Origin of the sequence: Stenotrophomonas sp. TWI169, from assembly GCF_039674705.1 — a bacterium.
GTDB lineage: Bacteria > Pseudomonadota > Gammaproteobacteria > Xanthomonadales > Xanthomonadaceae > Stenotrophomonas > Stenotrophomonas maltophilia_P.
On record NZ_JBDJOB010000039.1, the window covers coordinates 1 to 17,620 of the forward strand.

The 17,620-nt window shown below is 67.7% G+C and carries 18 protein-coding genes; 16 read left to right on the top strand and 2 right to left on the bottom strand.

Annotated features, from left to right (window positions below; all coding sequences use genetic code 11):
- Positions 1-177: 177 nt before the first annotated feature.
- Positions 178-2,241: a 3-hydroxyacyl-CoA dehydrogenase NAD-binding domain-containing protein gene (locus ABE543_RS18360; RefSeq protein ID WP_346475999.1), complete on the bottom strand. Its 2,064-nt coding sequence runs from the start codon at positions 2,239-2,241 to the stop codon at positions 178-180.
- A gap of 235 nt (positions 2,242-2,476) precedes the next feature.
- Here ABE543_RS18360 and rpoE point away from each other — a divergent pair, with 235 nt between their 5' ends.
- The 9 genes from rpoE to recO all read left to right on the top strand — a co-directional run bounded on the left by rpoE (position 2,477) and on the right by recO (position 11,127).
- Entirely contained in the window at positions 2,477-3,097 is a 621-nt protein-coding gene (rpoE, locus tag ABE543_RS18365; protein WP_065174837.1) for an RNA polymerase sigma factor RpoE, read from the top strand.
- Positions 3,094-3,981 carry a sigma-E factor negative regulatory protein gene (locus ABE543_RS18370; protein WP_346476000.1) on the top strand — a complete coding sequence of 296 codons (888 nt, stop codon included), beginning with the start codon at positions 3,094-3,096 and terminating at the stop codon, positions 3,979-3,981. Before rpoE ends, ABE543_RS18370 begins: the two co-directional genes overlap by 4 nt.
- Before the next feature lie 74 nt (positions 3,982-4,055).
- Positions 4,056-5,588, top strand: a complete 1,533-nt coding sequence (locus ABE543_RS18375; RefSeq protein ID WP_065181807.1) for a DegQ family serine endoprotease — start codon at positions 4,056-4,058, stop codon at positions 5,586-5,588.
- 174 nt (positions 5,589-5,762) lie between these two features.
- Complete coding sequence (gene lepA, locus ABE543_RS18380; RefSeq protein ID WP_065174904.1) at positions 5,763-7,556, top strand: translation elongation factor 4; 1,794 nt, start codon at positions 5,763-5,765, stop codon at positions 7,554-7,556.
- 54 nt (positions 7,557-7,610) lie between these two features.
- On the top strand, positions 7,611-8,405 hold the full coding sequence (gene lepB / locus ABE543_RS18385) for a signal peptidase I (RefSeq protein WP_053520237.1): 795 nt from the start codon (positions 7,611-7,613) through the stop codon (positions 8,403-8,405).
- 37 nt (positions 8,406-8,442) lie between these two features.
- Positions 8,443-8,826 carry a DUF4845 domain-containing protein gene (locus ABE543_RS18390; protein WP_053520236.1) on the top strand — a complete coding sequence of 128 codons (384 nt, stop codon included), beginning with the start codon at positions 8,443-8,445 and terminating at the stop codon, positions 8,824-8,826.
- Entirely contained in the window at positions 8,816-9,496 is a 681-nt protein-coding gene (rnc, locus tag ABE543_RS18395; protein WP_053520235.1) for a ribonuclease III, read from the top strand. The genes ABE543_RS18390 and rnc overlap by 11 nt, the downstream gene beginning before the upstream one ends.
- Positions 9,493-10,389 (top strand): GTPase Era, encoded by an 897-nt coding sequence (gene era, locus ABE543_RS18400; RefSeq protein WP_053520234.1) that lies wholly within the window; start codon positions 9,493-9,495, stop codon positions 10,387-10,389. The genes rnc and era overlap by 4 nt, the downstream gene beginning before the upstream one ends.
- Before the next feature lie 18 nt (positions 10,390-10,407).
- Positions 10,408-11,127 carry a DNA repair protein RecO gene (recO, locus tag ABE543_RS18405; RefSeq protein WP_053520233.1) on the top strand — a complete coding sequence of 240 codons (720 nt, stop codon included), beginning with the start codon at positions 10,408-10,410 and terminating at the stop codon, positions 11,125-11,127.
- A 100-nt stretch (positions 11,128-11,227) separates the two neighbouring features.
- Here recO and ABE543_RS18410 read toward each other — a convergent pair whose 3' ends face one another.
- Positions 11,228-11,956, bottom strand: a complete 729-nt coding sequence (locus ABE543_RS18410) for a response regulator (RefSeq protein ID WP_053520232.1) — start codon at positions 11,954-11,956, stop codon at positions 11,228-11,230.
- Positions 11,957-12,085: 129 nt separating this feature from the next.
- Here ABE543_RS18410 and rlmD point away from each other — a divergent pair, with 129 nt between their 5' ends.
- The 7 genes from rlmD (at position 12,086) to ABE543_RS18445 (ending at position 17,469) form a co-directional block, all read left to right on the top strand.
- A complete protein-coding gene (gene rlmD / locus ABE543_RS18415; protein WP_346476001.1) occupies positions 12,086-13,420 on the top strand; it encodes a 23S rRNA (uracil(1939)-C(5))-methyltransferase RlmD in 1,335 nt (444 codons plus the stop codon).
- A gap of 33 nt (positions 13,421-13,453) precedes the next feature.
- Entirely contained in the window at positions 13,454-13,939 is a 486-nt protein-coding gene (locus tag ABE543_RS18420; protein ID WP_053520230.1) for a CYTH domain-containing protein, read from the top strand.
- A gap of 47 nt (positions 13,940-13,986) precedes the next feature.
- The gene (locus ABE543_RS18425; RefSeq protein ID WP_346476002.1) at positions 13,987-14,679 is read left to right on the top strand and encodes a DsbA family oxidoreductase; all 693 of its coding nucleotides are present in this window, start codon (positions 13,987-13,989) and stop codon (positions 14,677-14,679) included.
- Between the two features lie 104 nt (positions 14,680-14,783).
- Positions 14,784-15,791, top strand: coding sequence for a beta-N-acetylhexosaminidase (nagZ, locus tag ABE543_RS18430; RefSeq protein WP_111186713.1), 1,008 nt, complete (start codon positions 14,784-14,786; stop codon positions 15,789-15,791).
- A complete protein-coding gene (locus ABE543_RS18435; RefSeq protein WP_053520227.1) occupies positions 15,791-16,345 on the top strand; it encodes a hypoxanthine-guanine phosphoribosyltransferase in 555 nt (184 codons plus the stop codon). Before nagZ ends, ABE543_RS18435 begins: the two co-directional genes overlap by 1 nt.
- 82 nt (positions 16,346-16,427) lie before the next feature.
- Positions 16,428-17,174 carry an S-methyl-5'-thioinosine phosphorylase gene (locus tag ABE543_RS18440; RefSeq protein ID WP_346476003.1) on the top strand — a complete coding sequence of 249 codons (747 nt, stop codon included), beginning with the start codon at positions 16,428-16,430 and terminating at the stop codon, positions 17,172-17,174.
- Positions 17,175-17,262: 88 nt separating this feature from the next.
- Complete coding sequence (locus ABE543_RS18445; RefSeq protein WP_005410590.1) at positions 17,263-17,469, top strand: cold-shock protein; 207 nt, start codon at positions 17,263-17,265, stop codon at positions 17,467-17,469.
- The last annotated feature ends 151 nt before the right edge of the window (positions 17,470-17,620 follow it).

The following is a 17,620-nucleotide window of genomic DNA, read 5'->3' on the forward strand; positions in this document are numbered from 1 at the left end:
CCGCGGCATGGATGCCGCGGCCAAGCCCCCAGGGACGGGTTTACGGCGTCCCCGCAACCCGACACCGCCCCGCCCGACAAACAGAAAAGCCAGAGCCGCTTTGGCTCTGGCTTCTGCTGTGGAACTTGACGTTGCCTCTGCGGGTGCCGGGCCGCAGGCCCGGCCGATCACATCACATCACACCACCGGTTCGCGCAGGGCAGGGTTGTCCCAGCCCGGGCGCGGGGCAAAGCGGTCACCGTGACGCTGCTGCAGCGCCTTCAGGCGCTCGACGATCACATCGGCACCCACCGCGCGGATGTGCTGGATCGGACCCCCGCGGAACGGCGCGAATCCGGTGCCGAAAATCACGCCCGCATCCAGCAGGTCCGCATCGGCCACCACGCCTTCGTGCAGGCAGGCCACGGCCTCGTTGAGCAGCGGCAGGATCAGGCGATCTTCCAGGTCCGCAGGGGCCTGGTAGTCGCTGGCGACATCCGGCTTCTTCGGCTTGCCGTTCTCCCAGGTGTAGATGCCCTGGCCATCCTTCTTGCCGCGCTTGTCGGCTTCCACCGTCTGCAGTGCCGCCGGAATCTGCAGGCCGAGGAACGGCGCCAGCTCGCGGCCCACGCCGGCGGCGACATCCAGGCCGACCGTGTCGATCAACTCGATGGGGCCCATCGGCATGCCGAACTTCACCGCTGCCTTGTCGATCACCGGGCCCGGGATACCTTCGGCATAGGCGGTGGCCGCCTCCAGCATGTACGGGAACAGCACGCGGTTGACCAGGAAGCCCGGGCTGCCCGCCACCGGTACCGGGAACTTGCCCAGCGCCTTGCAGAACGCTGCCAGACGGCGCTCGGTCTCCGGCGCCATGCCGTCGTGATGGATGATTTCCACCAGCGGCATCTGTGCCACCGGATTGAAGTAGTGCAGGCCGGCGAACTGCGCCGGGCGCTGGATGTGGTCGCGCAGTTCCACCAGCGGAATCGACGAGGTATTGGTGGTCAGCAGCGCATCGGCCTTCATGCCCGGCTCCAGCGTCTGGTACAGCGCGCGTTTGGCCTCCGGGTTCTCGACGATCGCCTCGATCACCAGATCGGCGTCGGCCACGCCTTTGCCCTCCAGGTCCGCCCGCAGCCGCGCCGCCACCGCTGGACGCTTGCTCTCGTCCTTCACCTTCCTGGCGAACAGTGCCTGCGCGCGTTCCATCGCCGGATCGATGAAGCGCTGCTCGCGATCCTGCAGGGTGACCTCGAAGCCCTTGTAGGCCGCCCACGCGGCGATGTCACCGCCCATCACGCCGGCGCCGACCACGTGCACGTGGCGAATGCCGGAATCGCCGCCGCCCAGACCCTTCAGGCGCTCGGTCAGGAAGAAGATGCGGATCAGATTGCGCGCGGTCGGCGTGCTGGCCAGTTTGACCACCGCGCGGCGTTCGGCATCCAGGCGGGCCTGCACCGGCTTGCCGGCGCTGCGCTGCCAGGTGCTGATCAGTGCATAGGGCGCCGGGTACTGGTCCTTCTTCGCCTTGCGCGCGACCTGCTTGATCATCTGCGGTGCCAGTGCCTTGCGCGCCAGCCAGGTGTTGCTGGCCCATGCCAGCGCACGCTGCTTGAACGGCCGCGTGGTGCCGGCCAGCGCCAGTGCGACGGCGGTGTCGAGCACCACCGCCGGTGCCACCACCTTGTCGACCAGGCCGATGCCACGCGCGGCCGAGGCCGAGAGGGTGCGGCCGGTCAGCATCATGTCCATCGCCGCCGGGGCGCCGACCAGCTGCGGCAGGCGCGCGCTGCCACCCCAGCCGGGGAAGATGCCCAACTGGGTTTCCGGCAGCCCGATGCGGGTGCTGCTGTCGTTGGAGGCCACGCGGTAACGGCAGGCCAGGGCCAGCTCGGTGCCGCCACCCAGGCAGTGGCCATGGATGGCTGCAACGGTCGGGCAGGGCAGCTCCGCCAGCTTCTGATAGGTGGACTGGCCGCGCCGGATGGCATCGTTGACGGTGCCGCGCCGGTCGAACTCCTGGAACTCCTTCAGATCGGCGCCGGCGATGAAGCCGGCCTTCTTCAGGGACTGGATCACCACGCCCTTCGGCGGATCCAGCGCGATGCGTTCGAGCAGATCGCCCAGCTCCAGCAGCACGTCCTGCGACATCGCGTTGACACTGCTGTCCTGACGATCCAGGGACAGGACCACCACGCCGTCGTCGCGGATCTCGGGGTGCCAGTGGCTGAAGCGGAGACCATCGAAGCCTGAGAGCATGGACGTTCCATCCGGTTGTGTATGGAGAAGCGGCTATGATCCAGAGGTTGTTTCCCCCGCGTCAAATCCCTATAGCAGGGGAGTGGCGGTTCCGGATCCATGGCCGTGGAACAGAACGCTAACGGAACAGTGGTTAAAAGCTGGTGCGGCGCCGGGTGATCGGCGACTGAACTTTTCCCGGGATTGGCAGTCTCATTGCCCGACGTCGGTTGGGCTGACAGGAGTGCGGCCCCCCATGGCCGAGGTTGAAACACCACAGGAGCTGGATCTGGAACTGGTCCGGCGCGTGCAGCGCGGCGAGAGCGCGGCTTTCGATGTACTGGTGCGCAAGTATCAGCATCGGGTCGTGGCCCTGGTCGGTCGCTACATCGCCGACTGGAGTGAATGTCAGGACGTCGCCCAGGACACTTTCATACGCGCCTACCGCGCGATCGGAAGCTTCCGTGGCGATGCCCAGTTCTCAACCTGGTTGCATCGGATCGCCGTGAACACTGCCAAAAACTACCTGGCTTCACACAATCGACGCCCGCCGACCGATGACATCGACATCGGCGATGCCGAACAGTTCGACAGCGGCACTCGCCTGCGCGACACCGACACGCCCGAACGCGAGTTGATGCGCCAGGAGCTGGAACAGACAGTGATGAAGGCCGTCAACGCGCTGCCGGAAGAACTCCGGTCGGCGATCACCCTGCGCGAGGTGGAAGGCCTGAGCTACGAGGAAATCGCGCAGAAGATGGGGTGCCCGATCGGCACCGTGCGCTCTCGGATCTTCCGGGCGCGCGAGGCGATCGACACCGAACTCCGGCCGCTGCTGGACATCGGCAGCGCCACCCGCGAGAAGAGCCGCGTATGACAAGTCATCCATTCAACGAATCGCAGAATCATCAATCGCCGGCCGGGCTGCGGCTTGACCAGCGCAATCGGGAACAGCTGTCGGCCCTGGTCGATGGCGAGCTGGGGGCCGACGAGGCCCGCTTCCTGCTGCGCCGCATGGAGCATGACCCGGAACTGGCCGGCTGCCAGGAGCGCTGGCAGCTGCTGGGCGACGTGATGCGCGGGCAGGCGTCGGTGCTTGCGCCCGCCGGCTTCAGCGCCGCGGTTGCCTCTGCCATCGCCGCCGAACCCACGCCCCGGTCCGGGCCTCAGGACCGGCAGGTGCGCCGCAGTGGCTGGCGTACCTGGGGGGGCGGTGCCGCATTGGCTGCCTCGGTCGCTGCGGTGGCCCTGTTGATCGGCGGCGAGAAGCTGAAGGAGACCCCTCCCGGAGAGCCGCTGGCACCCCAGGTGGTGGCCAGCCAGGCCGAGCTGCCGCCGGCACCGGTATCGCCCGCGACGGTGACCGAAGCCTCGGTCGATCCGGCGGTGGTGGCGGTGGCCAGTGTTCCGGCGGCCGCATTGGCCGCCAGCCGTCGCCAGGACGCACGCCGCGCCAGCGCCAGTGCCACCCGCGGCCAGCAGGCTGCGCGGGTGGCACAGCGTGACGACGGGGCGCAGCGGGCTGTGGCCGCCGCCCAGGCGCCCTTGGTGCCGACCGTGCCGGCCGGTGCCAGCCGCAACCTGCCGTTCGGCGAGGTGGCCGGCCTGCAGGCCCGGCCGTGGCCGCGCTCCAGCCTGCCTCCGGCCGCGGGGGGCGCGCTCAACGCCAGCTTCCCGGCGCATGCCGACAGCGCCACGTTCTACCCCTTCGAGCCGCGCCTGCAGGACGACCTGCCGCCGCCGCCCCGCCCGCGCGACTGAGCCGGGTGCCGCCACGCCCCGCCGATCGCGGGGCCCTTCTTCTCCCTTCCATCCGATCCGGAGGTTGCCGTCCGATGACTCCCCGATTCCGCACGCAGGCCATCGGCCTGCTGGCCCTGACCCTGCCGCTGGTGGCCTGTGCCCAGGCGCCGTCCCCGGCTGCCCAGACCGCGCCGGCCGCGGCCGCGGCCGCGCCGCGCGCTCCGGCGCAGCCGCTGGTCACCGGCCTGCCCGATTTCACCAACCTCGTCGAGCAGGTCGGCCCGGGCGTGGTCAACGTCGACACCACCATCGTCCGCAGCAACCGCCAGGCGCGTGGGCCGATGGGGGACGACGACATGCCGGAGTTCTTCCGTCGCTTCTTCGGCCCGGACTTCCCGATGCCGGGGCAGGGGCCGGGCGGCCCCGACGGCGGTCCCAGCATCAAGGGCCGCGGCATGGGGTCGGGCTTCATCATTTCGCCCGACGGCTACGTGCTGACCAACTACCACGTGGTTGCCGACGCCAGCGAGGTGAAGGTCAAGCTGGGCGACCGCCGTGAGTTCACCGCCAAGGTGGTGGGCAGCGACCAGCAGTACGACGTTGCCCTGCTGAAGATCGAAGGCAGGAACCTGCCGACCGTCCGTGTCGGCGATTCCAACAGCCTGAAGCCGGGCCAGTGGGTTGTCGCGATCGGCTCGCCGTTCGGCCTCGACCACTCGGTCACCGCCGGCGTGGTCAGCGCCCTCGGCCGCAGCACCGGCGGCCCGGACCAGCGCTACGTGCCGTTCATCCAGACCGACGTGGCGATCAACCAGGGCAACTCCGGCGGTCCGCTGCTGAACACCCGGGGCGAAGTGGTCGGCATCAACTCGCAGATCTTCTCTGCGTCCGGTGGCTACATGGGCATCAGCTTCGCGATTCCGATCGACCTGGCGATGAGCGCGGTCGAACAGATCAAGAAGACCGGCCGGGTCACCCGCGGCCAGCTGGGCGCGGTGGTGCAGGAGATCGACGGCCTGAAGGCGCAGGCCATGGGCCTGCCGGACAGCCGGGGTGCGCTGGTCAACCAGATCGTGCCGGATTCGGCGGCCGCCCGCGCCGGTGTGAAGGTGGGGGATGTGATCCGTACCGTGAACGGCGCACCGGTCAACAGCTGGTCCGATCTGCCGCCGCTGATCGGCGCCATGGCCCCGGGCAGCCGGGTCACCCTGGGCGTGATCCGTGACGGCAAGCCGCGCGACCTGAGCGCCACCCTGACCGCGCTGGCCGAGGATGACCAGGCCAGCGCCCGCAGCCCCGCCACCGCCAGGGCCGATGCCGCCCCGCAGAGTGGTGCCAATGCCCTGCTGGGCCTGGACGTCAGCGATCTGACCGCGCCGCAGCGCAAGCAGTTGGGCCTGGAATCGGGCGAGGGCGTGCGCATCACCGGCGTCAAGGGGCAGGGCGCCCGGGATGCAGGCCTGTCCCCGGGCATGGTGATCCTGCAGGTGGCCAGCACCCAGGTGAGCGGCGTGGAGTCGCTGAACCGCGCGCTGTCCAGCTACAAGAAGGGCGATGTGGTGATGCTGCTGGTCCGCACCGGCAACGGCAACAGCGCCTTCGTGGCGGTCAAGGCCGGCGAGTAAGGACCGGGGCTGCTCCGGCAGCCGCTGCCCCCCCGAAGCCCCGCTCAGGCGGGGCTTCGGTCGTTCCGGCCCTGGCCCGGCGAGGCGCCTTTCGCGGGCGGGCCCCGGGCGTGCGATAATCCACCGTTACCCTGACGACGCCGCGCGCCGCCGCCACCTATGTCATCTGATTCGATGCGGAACATCCGCAACTTCTCCATCATCGCCCACGTCGACCACGGCAAGTCCACGCTGGCCGACCGCATCATCCAGCTTTGTGGTGGCCTGCAGGCCCGCGAGATGGAAGCGCAGGTACTCGACTCCAACCCGATCGAGCGTGAGCGTGGCATCACCATCAAGGCGCAGTCGGTATCGCTGCCGTACCTGGCCAAGGACGGGCAGACCTATCATCTGAACTTCATCGACACCCCGGGCCACGTCGATTTCTCGTATGAAGTCAGCCGCTCGCTGGCCGCCTGTGAAGGTGCGCTGCTGGTGGTCGATGCTGCCCAGGGCGTGGAAGCGCAGTCGGTGGCGAACTGCTACACCGCGGTGGAGCAGGGTCTGGAAGTGGTGCCGGTGATCAACAAGATCGACCTGCCTACGGCCGACATCGAGCGCGCCAAGGCCGAGATCGAGGCCGTGATCGGCATCGACGCCAGCGACGCCGTGCCGGTCAGCGCCAAGACCGGCCTGAACGTGCAGGACGTGCTGGAGGCCATCGTCCATCGCATTCCGCCGCCGCAGCCGCGTGATACCGACAAGCTGCAGGCGCTGATCATCGACTCCTGGTTCGACAACTACCTCGGCGTGGTCTCGCTGGTGCGCGTCATGCAGGGCGAGATCAAGGCCGGCGACAAGCTGCAGGTGATGTCCACCGGCCGCAACCACCAGGTCGACAACGTCGGCGTGTTCACCCCCAAGCGCAAGGTGTTGCCGGCGCTGCGCGCGGGTGAGGTGGGTTGGGTCACGGCCAGCATCAAGGACGTGCATGGTGCGCCGGTGGGCGACACCCTGACCCTGGCCGGTGATCCGGCACCGAAGCCGCTGCCGGGCTTCCAGGAAATGCAGCCGCGCGTGTTCGCCGGCCTGTTCCCGGTCGACGCCGAGGACTATCCGGACCTGCGCGAGGCGCTGGACAAGCTGCGCCTGAACGATGCCGCGCTGCGCTTCGAGCCGGAAAGCTCGGAGGCGATGGGCTTCGGTTTCCGCTGCGGCTTCCTCGGCATGCTGCACATGGAGATCGTGCAGGAACGGCTGGAGCGCGAATACAACCTGGACCTGATCAGCACCGCGCCGACGGTGGTGTACGAGGTCCTGAAGACCGATGGCTCGATCATCAACATGGACAACCCGGCCAAGCTGCCGGCGGTGAACCAGGTCCAGGAGATCCGCGAGCCGATCATCCGTGCCAACGTACTCACCCCCGAGGAGTACATCGGCAATATCATCAAGCTGTGCGAGGAAAAGCGCGGCAGCCAGATCGGCATCAACTACCTGGGCAGCCAGGTGCAGATCAGCTACGAGCTGCCGATGGCCGAAGTGGTGCTGGACTTCTTCGACAAGCTGAAGTCGGTCAGCCGCGGCTACGCGTCGCTGGACTATCACTTCGTGCGCTTCGATGCCGGCCCGTTCGTGCGCGTGGACGTGCTGATCAATGGCGACAAGGTCGATGCGCTGTCGCTGATCGTCCACCGCAGCCATGCCGACCGCCGCGGCCGCGAGCTGTGCGAGAAGATGAAGGACCTGATCCCGCGGCAGATGTTCGACGTGGCGATCCAGGCGGCTGTCGGCTCGCAGATCATCGCCCGTACCACGGTCAAGGCCATGCGCAAGAACGTGCTGGCCAAGTGCTATGGTGGCGACGTTTCGCGCAAGAAGAAGCTTCTGGAAAAGCAGAAGGAAGGCAAGAAGCGCATGAAGCAGGTCGGCCGCGTGGAAATCCCGCAGGAAGCGTTCCTGGCCGTGCTGCAGATGGACAACAAGTAAGCGCGCACCGGCCCTCCGGGGCCGGTCGTCCGGTGACGTTGCAAAGGACCCTGAATGAAACTGTTTGAGATCCTCCTGGTCGTGCTGACCCTGGCCTCGGGCCTGATCCTGCTTGCGGACAAGCTGTACTTCGCCAGGCGCCGCGCCCAGCGTGCAGGCCTGCTCGACACCGAGCCGGTGCTGGTGGATTACTCGCGTGCATTCTTCCCGGTGCTGGCGATCGTGCTGGTCGTGCGCAGCTTCATCGCCGAGCCGTACAAGATCCCGTCCAGCTCGATGATGCCGAACCTGCTGATCGGTGATTTCATCCTGGTCAACAAGTTCGCCTATGGCCTGCGCCTGCCGATCACCAATACCCGCTTCGTGCCGGTGGGTGATCCCGCGCGCGGCGATGTGGTGGTGTTCCACTTCCCGGGCCACGGCGACAACGACCCGGCCAAGGGCGAGAACTTCATCAAGCGCGTGATCGGCGTGCCGGGTGACACCGTGGTGTTCGAGGGCGACAGCCTGGTGCTGAACGGCGAGCCGGTGAAGTACGACAACAAGGGCATCTATGCCGGCCACAAGGGCCAGGGCGAGGGCGCCAACCTGCTGGTCGAGCATCTCCCGGGCCGCACCCATACCGTGCTGGAGACCGACTATCCGCGTGGCCAGGGCCAGTGGACGGTGCCGGCCGGCAAGTACCTGGTGATGGGCGACAACCGTGACAACAGCGATGATGGACGCTTCTGGGGGCTGCTGCCGGAAGAGAACCTGCGGGGCAAGGCATTCCTGATCTGGCTGAACTGCCAGGGCTGGTTCTGCAAGGACGGTTTCGAGCCGTCGCGGATCGGCTCGGGCATCAACTGAGTATTTTCACATCCAACGCGTATCTGGGGAGAACGCAATGAAGACGATGAACACGCAGCGCGGCATCACCCTGACCTCGTTTCTGGTGGTCCTGGTCGTGGTCGGTTTCTTCATCTACATCGGCATGAAGCTGTTCCCGATGTACCAGGAGTATTACGCGGTACGCTCGGCGATGAAGAGCCTGGCCAGCCAGCCGGGCGTGGCCAGCATGGAGCCGGCGCGGATCCAGGATCTGTTCTTCAAGCGGCTGTACATCAACTACTCGGACAACGTGAAGCCGGGCAACGTCAAGTTCGATCGCCGCGACAATGGCTGGACCCTCAAGGTCAACTACGAAGTGCGTCGCCCGTTGATCGGCAACCTCGATGTGGTTGGCAAATTCGATTCTTCCCAGGACCTGACCCGAAGCGGTGCCCAGTAAATTCATCCAACGTGGCGACCTGATCGGCCATGCCTTCCGCGACCCGGCGCTGCTCAAGCAGGCGCTGACCCATCGCAGTGCCGGCGTGCCGCATAACGAGCGCCTGGAATTCCTCGGCGACAGCATCGTCAACATGATGGTCGCCGAGGCGCTGTACCAGCGCTGGCCCAAGGCCGACGAGGGCGCACTGACCCGCGCCCGCGCCGAGCTGGTGCGTGAAGGGGCGCTGGCAGTGATCGCCCGTACCCTGCAGCTGGGCGAACGGCTGATCCTGGGCGCGGGCGAGATGAAGTCGGGCGGGCACCGCCGCGACTCGATCCTGGCCGATGCACTGGAGGCGGTGGTGGCCGCGATCTACCTGGACGCCGGTTTTGACGCGTGCCGGGAGACCGTGCTGCCCTGGTTCACGGCCTCGATGGAGGCGCTGCCGGCCACCGGCCGCCCCGAGAAGGACCCCAAGACCCGCCTGCAGGAATGGCTGCAGGCCCGGCAGAAGGCGTTGCCCCAGTACGAACTGGTGTCAGAATCCGGTGACGACCACGCCAAACATTTCCGGGTACGCTGCAACGTGGCCGACCCGGCCGCCAGCACCGAGGGCGAAGGCGCCTCGCGGCGGCTTGCCGAACAACAGGCGGCTGCAGCCGTCCTAGAACAACTGGATTCCAAGTGAGCGAACAAACTTCCCATCATTGCGGCAGCGTGGCCGTCATCGGCCGCCCGAACGTCGGCAAGTCGACCCTGACCAATGCCCTGGTCGGGGCCAAGGTCAGCATCGTCTCCAACCGGCCGCAGACCACCCGCCACCGCCTGCTCGGCATCGCCACCTATCCGGAAGGCCAGCTGGTGCTGGTCGATACCCCGGGCCTGCACAAGGTGCAGAAGCGGGCGATGAACCGGGTGATGAACCGCGCCGCGCGCGGCTCGCTGGAAGGCGTGGATGCAGGCCTGCTGGTGATCGAGGCCGGGCGCTGGGATGACGAAGACAGCCTGGCCTTCAACGTGCTGCGCGATGCCGGCATCCCGGTGGTGCTGGTGGTCAACAAGATCGATCGCCTGAAGGACAAGGGCGCGCTGCTGCCGTTCCTGCAGGAGGTGACCGCCGGCCGTGATTTCGCCGCCGTGCATCCGATCTCGGCGCAGAAGCGCAACGGCCTGGACGCCCTGGTGCGTGACGTGCTGGAGCTGCTGCCGGAAGCCCCGCCGATGTTCGGCGAGGACGAGATCACCGACCGCAGCCAACGTTTCCTTGCCGGTGAACTGGTACGTGAGCAGCTGATGCGCCAGCTTGGCGAGGAGCTGCCCTATGCCACCACCGTGGAGATCGAGCGCTTCACCGAGGATGGCAATCTTCTGCGCATCGGCGCGGTGATCTGGGTCGAGCGGGAAGGCCAGAAGGCCATCGTGATCGGCAAGGGGGGCGCGCGCCTGAAGGAGATCGGGGCCAAGTCGCGCCTGCAGATGGAGCGTCTGTTCGGTGCCAAGGTGTTCCTGGAAACCTGGGTGCGCGTACGTGAAGGCTGGTCCGACGACGAGGCCGCGCTGAAGGCCTTCGGTTACGAGTAAGCCACGGCGATCGCTTCGGTGATCATCGAGGACGACACGGGGTTCGTGCTGCATGCACGGGCCTATCGCGAAACCAGCCTGCTGGTGGAGGTGCTGAGCGCGGAGCATGGCCGGATCGGCCTGCTTGCGCGCGGCGTGTCCACGGCCAAGGGCCAGGTGTTGCGCGCGGCCCTGCAGCCGCTGCAGTGGATCCGCTTCAGCGCACAGCAGCGCGGCGAACTGGCGCAGCTGCGTGCCGCCGAAGCGCTGGACGCGGCGCCGCGGCTGGTCGGCCAGGCCATGCTGGCCGGCTTCTACCTGAGTGAACTGACGCTGCGGCTGGCGCCACGCCAGGATCCGTTGCCGGAGGTGTACCTGGCGTACGGCGAGGCACGCGCGCGGCTGGCAGTGGGCGCCGGACTGGCCTGGACGCTGCGCCGCTTCGAGCGCGAGCTGCTTGCCGCACTGGGGCTCGGTTTCGATCTGGAAAGCGCCAGCGATGGTCAGCCGATCGATCCGGCAGCGCGTTATGCGCTGGATCCGCAGGAAGGGCCGCAACGGCTGCTCAGCGAGCGCGGTGGAGAGCGCAGTGCGGCGGCCACCGGTTCGGCGCTGTTGGCGCTGGCGGCCGACGAGGAGCCGGGGCCTGCCGATCTGGCGAGCCTGCGGCTGCCCATGCGGCGGGTGCTGGCGCACCACCTGGGGCCACGGGGGCTGAAGTCCTGGGAGCTGCTGGAGCAGTTGGCCCCCCGGCGGTAGGCGGGCGGGGGGGCAGATCCGTCTTCCGCAGGGAAAGGGATCTGACCCCGGATTGATTTCGATATCCGACGGGGCAGGGCGCACCCGTGCCGGGCAACCCTCAGTGCAGCAGTGCCGCTACCGCGGCGCGGAAGCCCGCTTGTGCCAGGTCCGACTCCGGCATGTGGTGCAGCTGGCGCACCGCGCGGCCCAGCCGTGCGGCACCGACGAAGCCGCAGCTTGCCTGCAGCCGGTGCAGCTGGCTGCGCAGCTGGCGTTCATCATGCTGGTCCACGGCCTGCTCGACCGCATCGCGGACGCCCGGCAGTTCCGCAAGGAACAGCTCGCGCAGGGCGATCAGGTGGTTGCGCTGGCCATTGAGAGCGGCCAGAGCGGCGGTCTCGTCCCAGTCCTGCCCGTTCAGCTCGATCGCAGCGGGGGCCGGAGCGACGGCGATGCCGGCCGGCGAGTTGACCAGGGCGCGGCGGACCGCCTTCAGCAACTGGTCGCGGCCGAGCGGTTTGACCAGGGTGTCGCTGAAACCGGCCTCACGCAGGCGCGCATGGATGGACGTGTCGCCGTCGGCGGTATGCGCCAGGGCAGGCGTGTCCGGATGCGAACGGCGCAGTTCGCGCAGCAGCTGCGCGCCATTGCCGTCGGGCAGGTTGACGTCGATCAGCCACAGGTCGTGAGCCCCGGGCTCGGCGCTTGCCAGGGCACTGGCAAGGGAGTCCGCGGTATCGACGTCCGCCGGCAGGGTTTCCAACGCCGCCTTGAAAAACCCGCGGCTGATGATGTCGTCCTCGACAAGCAGGAAGCGGGGCCGACCGGCCCTCGGGGTCATCTGCATCAGGGGCTGCCTCCATGTCAGCTGGTTGACATCATCAAGCACGGCGGCGGCTGGCGCAAGCGGCGGCAGGCCCCGCCGGTCAGGATCTGCGACAATACGCGCCCATTTTCGCCCGCAGCCTGTTGCCACGTGGCCCGATCCCGCTCCCGCATCGACCGTACCCCGTTCCAGACCGAGATCCTCGACCTCAGCCATGATGGTCGCGGCGTCGCCCGCCGTGAAGGCGAAGGTGGCAAGGTCACCTTCATCAGCGGCGCTCTGCCGGGCGAAGTGGTCATGGCTGAACAGACCGCCCGCAGCCGCCATTTCGACGAAGCACGCACCGTGGAAGTGCTGCAGGCCTCGCCACAGCGGGTGACGCCGAAGTGCCCGCATTTCGGCACCTGCGCCGGCTGCGTGCTGCAGCACCTGGATGAAGACCAGCAGATCGTTGCCAAGCAGCGCGTGCTGATGGACAACCTGGAACGCATCGGTCACGTGAAGCCGGGCCGCGTGCTGCCACCGCTGGTCGGCGACAGCTGGGGTTACCGCCGCAAGGGGCGCTTCTCGGTGCGCCGCGTCGAGAAGAAGGACAAGACCCTGGTCGGCTTCCGTGAACAGGACCCGCGCTTCGTCGCCGATCTCAGCCAGTGCCTGACCGTGATCCCCGAAGTGGGCACCAGGGTGCAGGCGCTGTCGACCTTCATCGAGTCGCTCGACGGCAAGCGCGACATCCCGCAGATCGAGTTCATCGGCGGTGACCAGGCCATCGCGCTGACCGTGCGTCATCTGCAGCCGCTCAGTGATGCCGACCGCGCCGCATGGGCCAGCTTCGGCCAGCAGCACGGATTCGCCATCTACCTGCAACCCGGTGGCGTGGACACCGTCCATCCGCTGGACGGGCAGGGCGTGCCGCTGTCGTTCCGGCTGGCGCCGTGGGATGTCGAACTGGCATTCCGGCCACTGGATTTCATCCAGGTCAATGCCAAGCTCAACGAGAAGATGATCGCTCACACCCTGGATCTGCTGGAGCCGGGTGAGGACGAGCGCGTGCTGGACCTGTTCTGCGGGCTGGGCAACTTCACCCTGCCGCTGGCGCGCCGCGTGCGCGAGGTGGTGGGCGTGGAAGGCGACGCGGGCCTCGTTGCCCGCGCACGTGAGAACGCCGAGCGCAACGGGCTGGGCAACGCCCAGTTCTACAGCGCCGACCTGACCCAGGACCAGCGCGCCACGCCGTGGATGCGCCAGGGCTTCGACAAGCTGTTGCTGGACCCGCCGCGCTCGGGCGCGATCGAGGTGCTGCAGCAGCTGCCGTTGAAGCAGTTCAAGCGCATCGTGTACGTCAGCTGCCATCCGGGATCGCTGGCCCGGGACGCGGGTTATCTGGTGAACGAGCAGGGCTTCACCCTGGTCAGTGCCGGCGCCATGGACATGTTCCCGCACACCGCGCACGTGGAAAGCATCGCGGTGTTCGAAAAGCGCTGACCCGCTGTCATGCCCATCGCGCATAATGGCGCGATGGGCATCGAGATCGAACGCAAATTCCTCGTCAGCAGCGACGGCTGGCGTGCGGCCGCACACCGGGTGATTCCGATGGCGCAGGGCTACATCAACGATCTGGGCGCGCTCGACAGCGGTCGCCAGAACGCGTCCGTGCGGGTGCGCATCGAAGGTGAGCACGCCGCGCTGAACCTGAAGTCGCGCACGATCGGCCATACCCGCCAGGAGTTTGATTACCCGATTCCGGTGGAGGATGCGCGCGCGCTGCTGGCGCTGTGCGTGGGGGGCCTGATCGACAAGCGTCGCCACCTGGTCGAGCATGCCGGCCTGACCTGGGAAGTGGATGAGTTCCTGGGTGACAACGCCGGCCTGGTGGTGGCCGAAGTCGAGCTGGAAAGCGCAGGGCAGGCCATCGTCCTGCCGGACTGGGCCGGCGCGGAGGTCACCGACGACCCGCGCTACTACAACGTCGCACTGGCCAGTCATCCCTATTCACGCTGGTGAAAGGCGTTCCCCCTTTTTTCGGGGCGCCCGGACCCCATGTCGGTGGGATGAGAATCGACATCTACTCCGACGTGGTCTGTCCCTGGTGCTGGATCGGCAAGCACCGTTTCCAGCAGGGGGTGCAGTTGCTGGGGGCCGATGCCCCAGTACTCGACATCCACTGGCAGCCGTTCCAGCTGGACCCGGATGCGGGCACCACGCCGGTGCCGCTGCGCGAGGCGTATGCGCGCAAGTTCGGCGGTGTCGAGCGCACAGAGCAGATTCTCGGCCAGACCCAGGCCACCGCCCGTGGCGAAGGCCTGCCCATGGACTTCAGCCAGGGCCAGGTGCGGGTGACCACCCTGCCAGCGCACCGGCTGCTGTGGCTGGCCGGCCAGCACGGTGTGCAGGACGCGGTCGGAGAGGCGCTGTTCCGCGCCCATTTCGAGCACGGCCAGAATCTGGCGGACACAGAGGTGCTGACCCGGGCCGGTGTGGCAGGCGGACTGGATGCGGCAGAGATCGCCCAGATGCTGGCCTCCTCACGCGGCCTGGCCGAGGTCGAAGCGGGACTGGACCAGGCCCGTGCGCTGGGTATTTCCTCGGTGCCGACCTTCGTCATCGAGGGCCGCTGGGCGATCTCCGGCGCCCAGCCTCCGGAAGCCTTCGCCCAGGCGCTGCGGCAGATCGCGGCGGAGCAGGGCACGGCAACCGGACGCAGCGGCGACGACGCCTGTGGTGCGGACGGCTGCAGGGTCTGATCCTTCGAGGGGGGCGCGCGATGGACGCCCCCACCTGCGTCCAACGGCCGGTTCTGCGACAATGCGGCACTGCGCCATGCGGGCGCCCGTTGTGGAGAACGACCATGCTGCTGATCGGCGTTGCCGGCACTGAACTGACCCCCCAGGAACGCGACTGGCTGCAGCACGATGCCGTTGCCGGGGTGGTGCTGTTCACGCGCAACTTCGCCTCCCGCCAGCAGGTGAGCGAGCTCAGCGCCGCGATCCGCGAGGCTGCGCCGCGCCCGCAGCTGATCTGCGTCGACCAGGAAGGCGGTCGCGTGCAGCGTTTCCGCAAGGGCTACAGCGATCTGCCGCCGCTGCAGGAGATCGGTGCCGGCTATGCGAAGGATCCCGGCGCCGCGTTGGCGCTGGCCGAGCAGCACGCCTGGCTGATGGCCAGCGAAGTGCGCGCCAGTGGCGTGGACCTGAGCTTTGCCCCGGTGGTCGACCTGGGCCGTGGCAACCTTGCGATCGGCAACCGCGCTTTCAGTGAAGACCCGCAGGTCGTGGCTGCGTTCACCGAGGCCTACGTACGCGGCATGCACGCGGCCGGCATGGCGGCCACCCTCAAGCATTTTCCCGGCCATGGCACCGTGCTAGAAGACACCCATGTCGATACCGCGGTCGATCCGCGGACGCTGGACGAACTGCGCGCGCAGGACCTGGTGCCGTTCCGGGCCGGTGTTGCCGCCGGTGCCGACGCCGTGATGATGGCGCACGTGATCTACCCGCAGGTGGCGCCGGAACCGGCCGGCTATTCGCCGCGCTGGATCCAGGAGGTGCTGCGTGGCGAGCTGGGCTTCCGCGGCGTGGTGTTCTCCGACGACATCGGCATGGCCGCTTCGCACCATGCCGGTGGCGTTGCGGCACGCGTGCACGCGCACCTGGATGCGGGCTGCGACGTCGTGCTGGTCTGCCATCCGGAGTTGGTCGATGAAGCCCTGCACGCGGTGCAGGGACGCTCCCTCAATACCGCTGCGCTGCTTGGCCTGCTCGGCCGCGGCGCGCTTGGCTGGGATGGCCTGCTGGCCGATGCCCGCCATGGCGACACTCAATCCCGTCTGCTTGAAACCCTTGGAAGAACCGTCTGATGCCGAACCTCACCATTTCCCAGGCCCTGGCCCAGGCCGACCTGCTGGTTGACCGCCCCACCATCGACAAGGCCATCGCCGGTATCGCCGACGCCATCGCGCGCGATTACAAGGGCGAGGTGCCACTGTTCCTGTCGATCATGCACGGTGCGCTGCCGTTCGCCGGCCAGCTGGCGCTGGAGCTGGGTGCGCGCGGCCAGGACGTGCAGTTCGATTACCTGCACGCCACCCGCTATCGCGGTGAAACCACCGGCGGCGACCTGGTGTGGAAGCACAAGCCGGCCACCGCGCTGTTCGGCCGCCGTGTGCTGCTGGTCGATGACATCCTCGATGAGGGCTACACCCTGCAGGGCGTGCGCACCTGGTGCCTGGAACAGGGCGCGACCGACGTGCGCATCGCGGCGATGACGGTGAAGAAGCACGATCGCGGGCTGCCGGATGTGACGGCTGACTACGCCGGTATCGAACTGCCCGACCGCTACGTGTTCGGTTTCGGCATGGACGTCAACGAGACCCTGCGCTGCGTGCCGGCCATCTACGCGATGAAGGAATAACAGGCACGGCCGTCCGCGGCCGTCCTTTGCCGCCGCCGGCATCCTCGGGTGCCGGCGTTCGTCTTTCTCTGGAGTGCTTTCGATGCAACAGATCGCCCTGGCCGTGATCGGCGGTACCGGTGTCTACAACCTGGCCAAGCTCGACGATGTGCAGACCCACGAGGTCGAGACCCGCTTCGGCCGTCCCTCCGGTCCGGTGCGCGTGGGCACGCTGCTGGGCAACCGCGTGGCCTTCCTTGCGCGCCATGGCGAGGGCCACTCGCTGCCGCCGCACAAGATCAACTACCGCGCCAATCTGGCTGCGCTGCAGCAGATCGGCGCCCAGCGCGTGCTGGCGCTGAACACCGTCGGGGGCATCACCGAGCAGGTCGGGCCGCGCGTGCTGGCCTGCCCGGACCAGATCATCGACTACACCTGGGGCCGGATCAGCACGATCTGTGAAGAAGAGGGTGCCGAAGTGCTGCATGTGGACTTCGGCCACCCGTACACGCCGATGCTGCGGAGCAAGATTCTGGCCGCAGCCAAAGTGACGGGTGTCACGGTCCATGACGGTGGCTGCTACGGTGCGACGCAGGGGCCGAGGCTGGAAACCATCGCGGAAATCGCCCGCATGCGGCGCGATGGCTGCGATCTGGTGGGCATGACCGGAATGCCCGAAGCCGCGCTGGCGCGGGAGTTGGGACTGGATTACGCGTGCCTGGCGATCGTGGCGAACTGGGCCGCGGGCTGTGGTGATGGCGAGGAGATCACGATGGCCGAAGTGCTGGCCAATGTGCAGGCGGCGAGCAATGGACTTCCGGAACTGATCGGCGAATTGGCACGGGGGTGATTGTCTTCGCCGAGCAAGCTTTGCATACTCAGCCGGTACGCGGGTTCAGCGTACACCACCCATTCATTGCATAAGGTCTCGCATCACCATGCCGAACGGTACCGTCAAGTGGTTCAACGACGCCAAGGGATTTGGCTTCATCTCGCCGGAGGATGGCAGCGCCGACGTGTTCGCGCACTTCTCCGCCATCAACTCCAAGGGCTTCCGCAGCCTGCAGGAAGGCCAGCGTGTCACCTATGACGTGACCCAGGGCCCGAAGGGTGCCCAGGCTTCGAACATCACGCCGGCCGAGTGATCCACTCGACAGTGCGTTGAGAACCCCGCTCCGGCGGGGTTTTTTTTTGCGCCCATCGCATGGGACCGAACCCAAGCCGCGCGCGGGCGGGCCGCCCTGCCGGCGAATGTCCCCCGGCGCCGGCCTTCGACCGTCGCCTCCTCCTTTACTT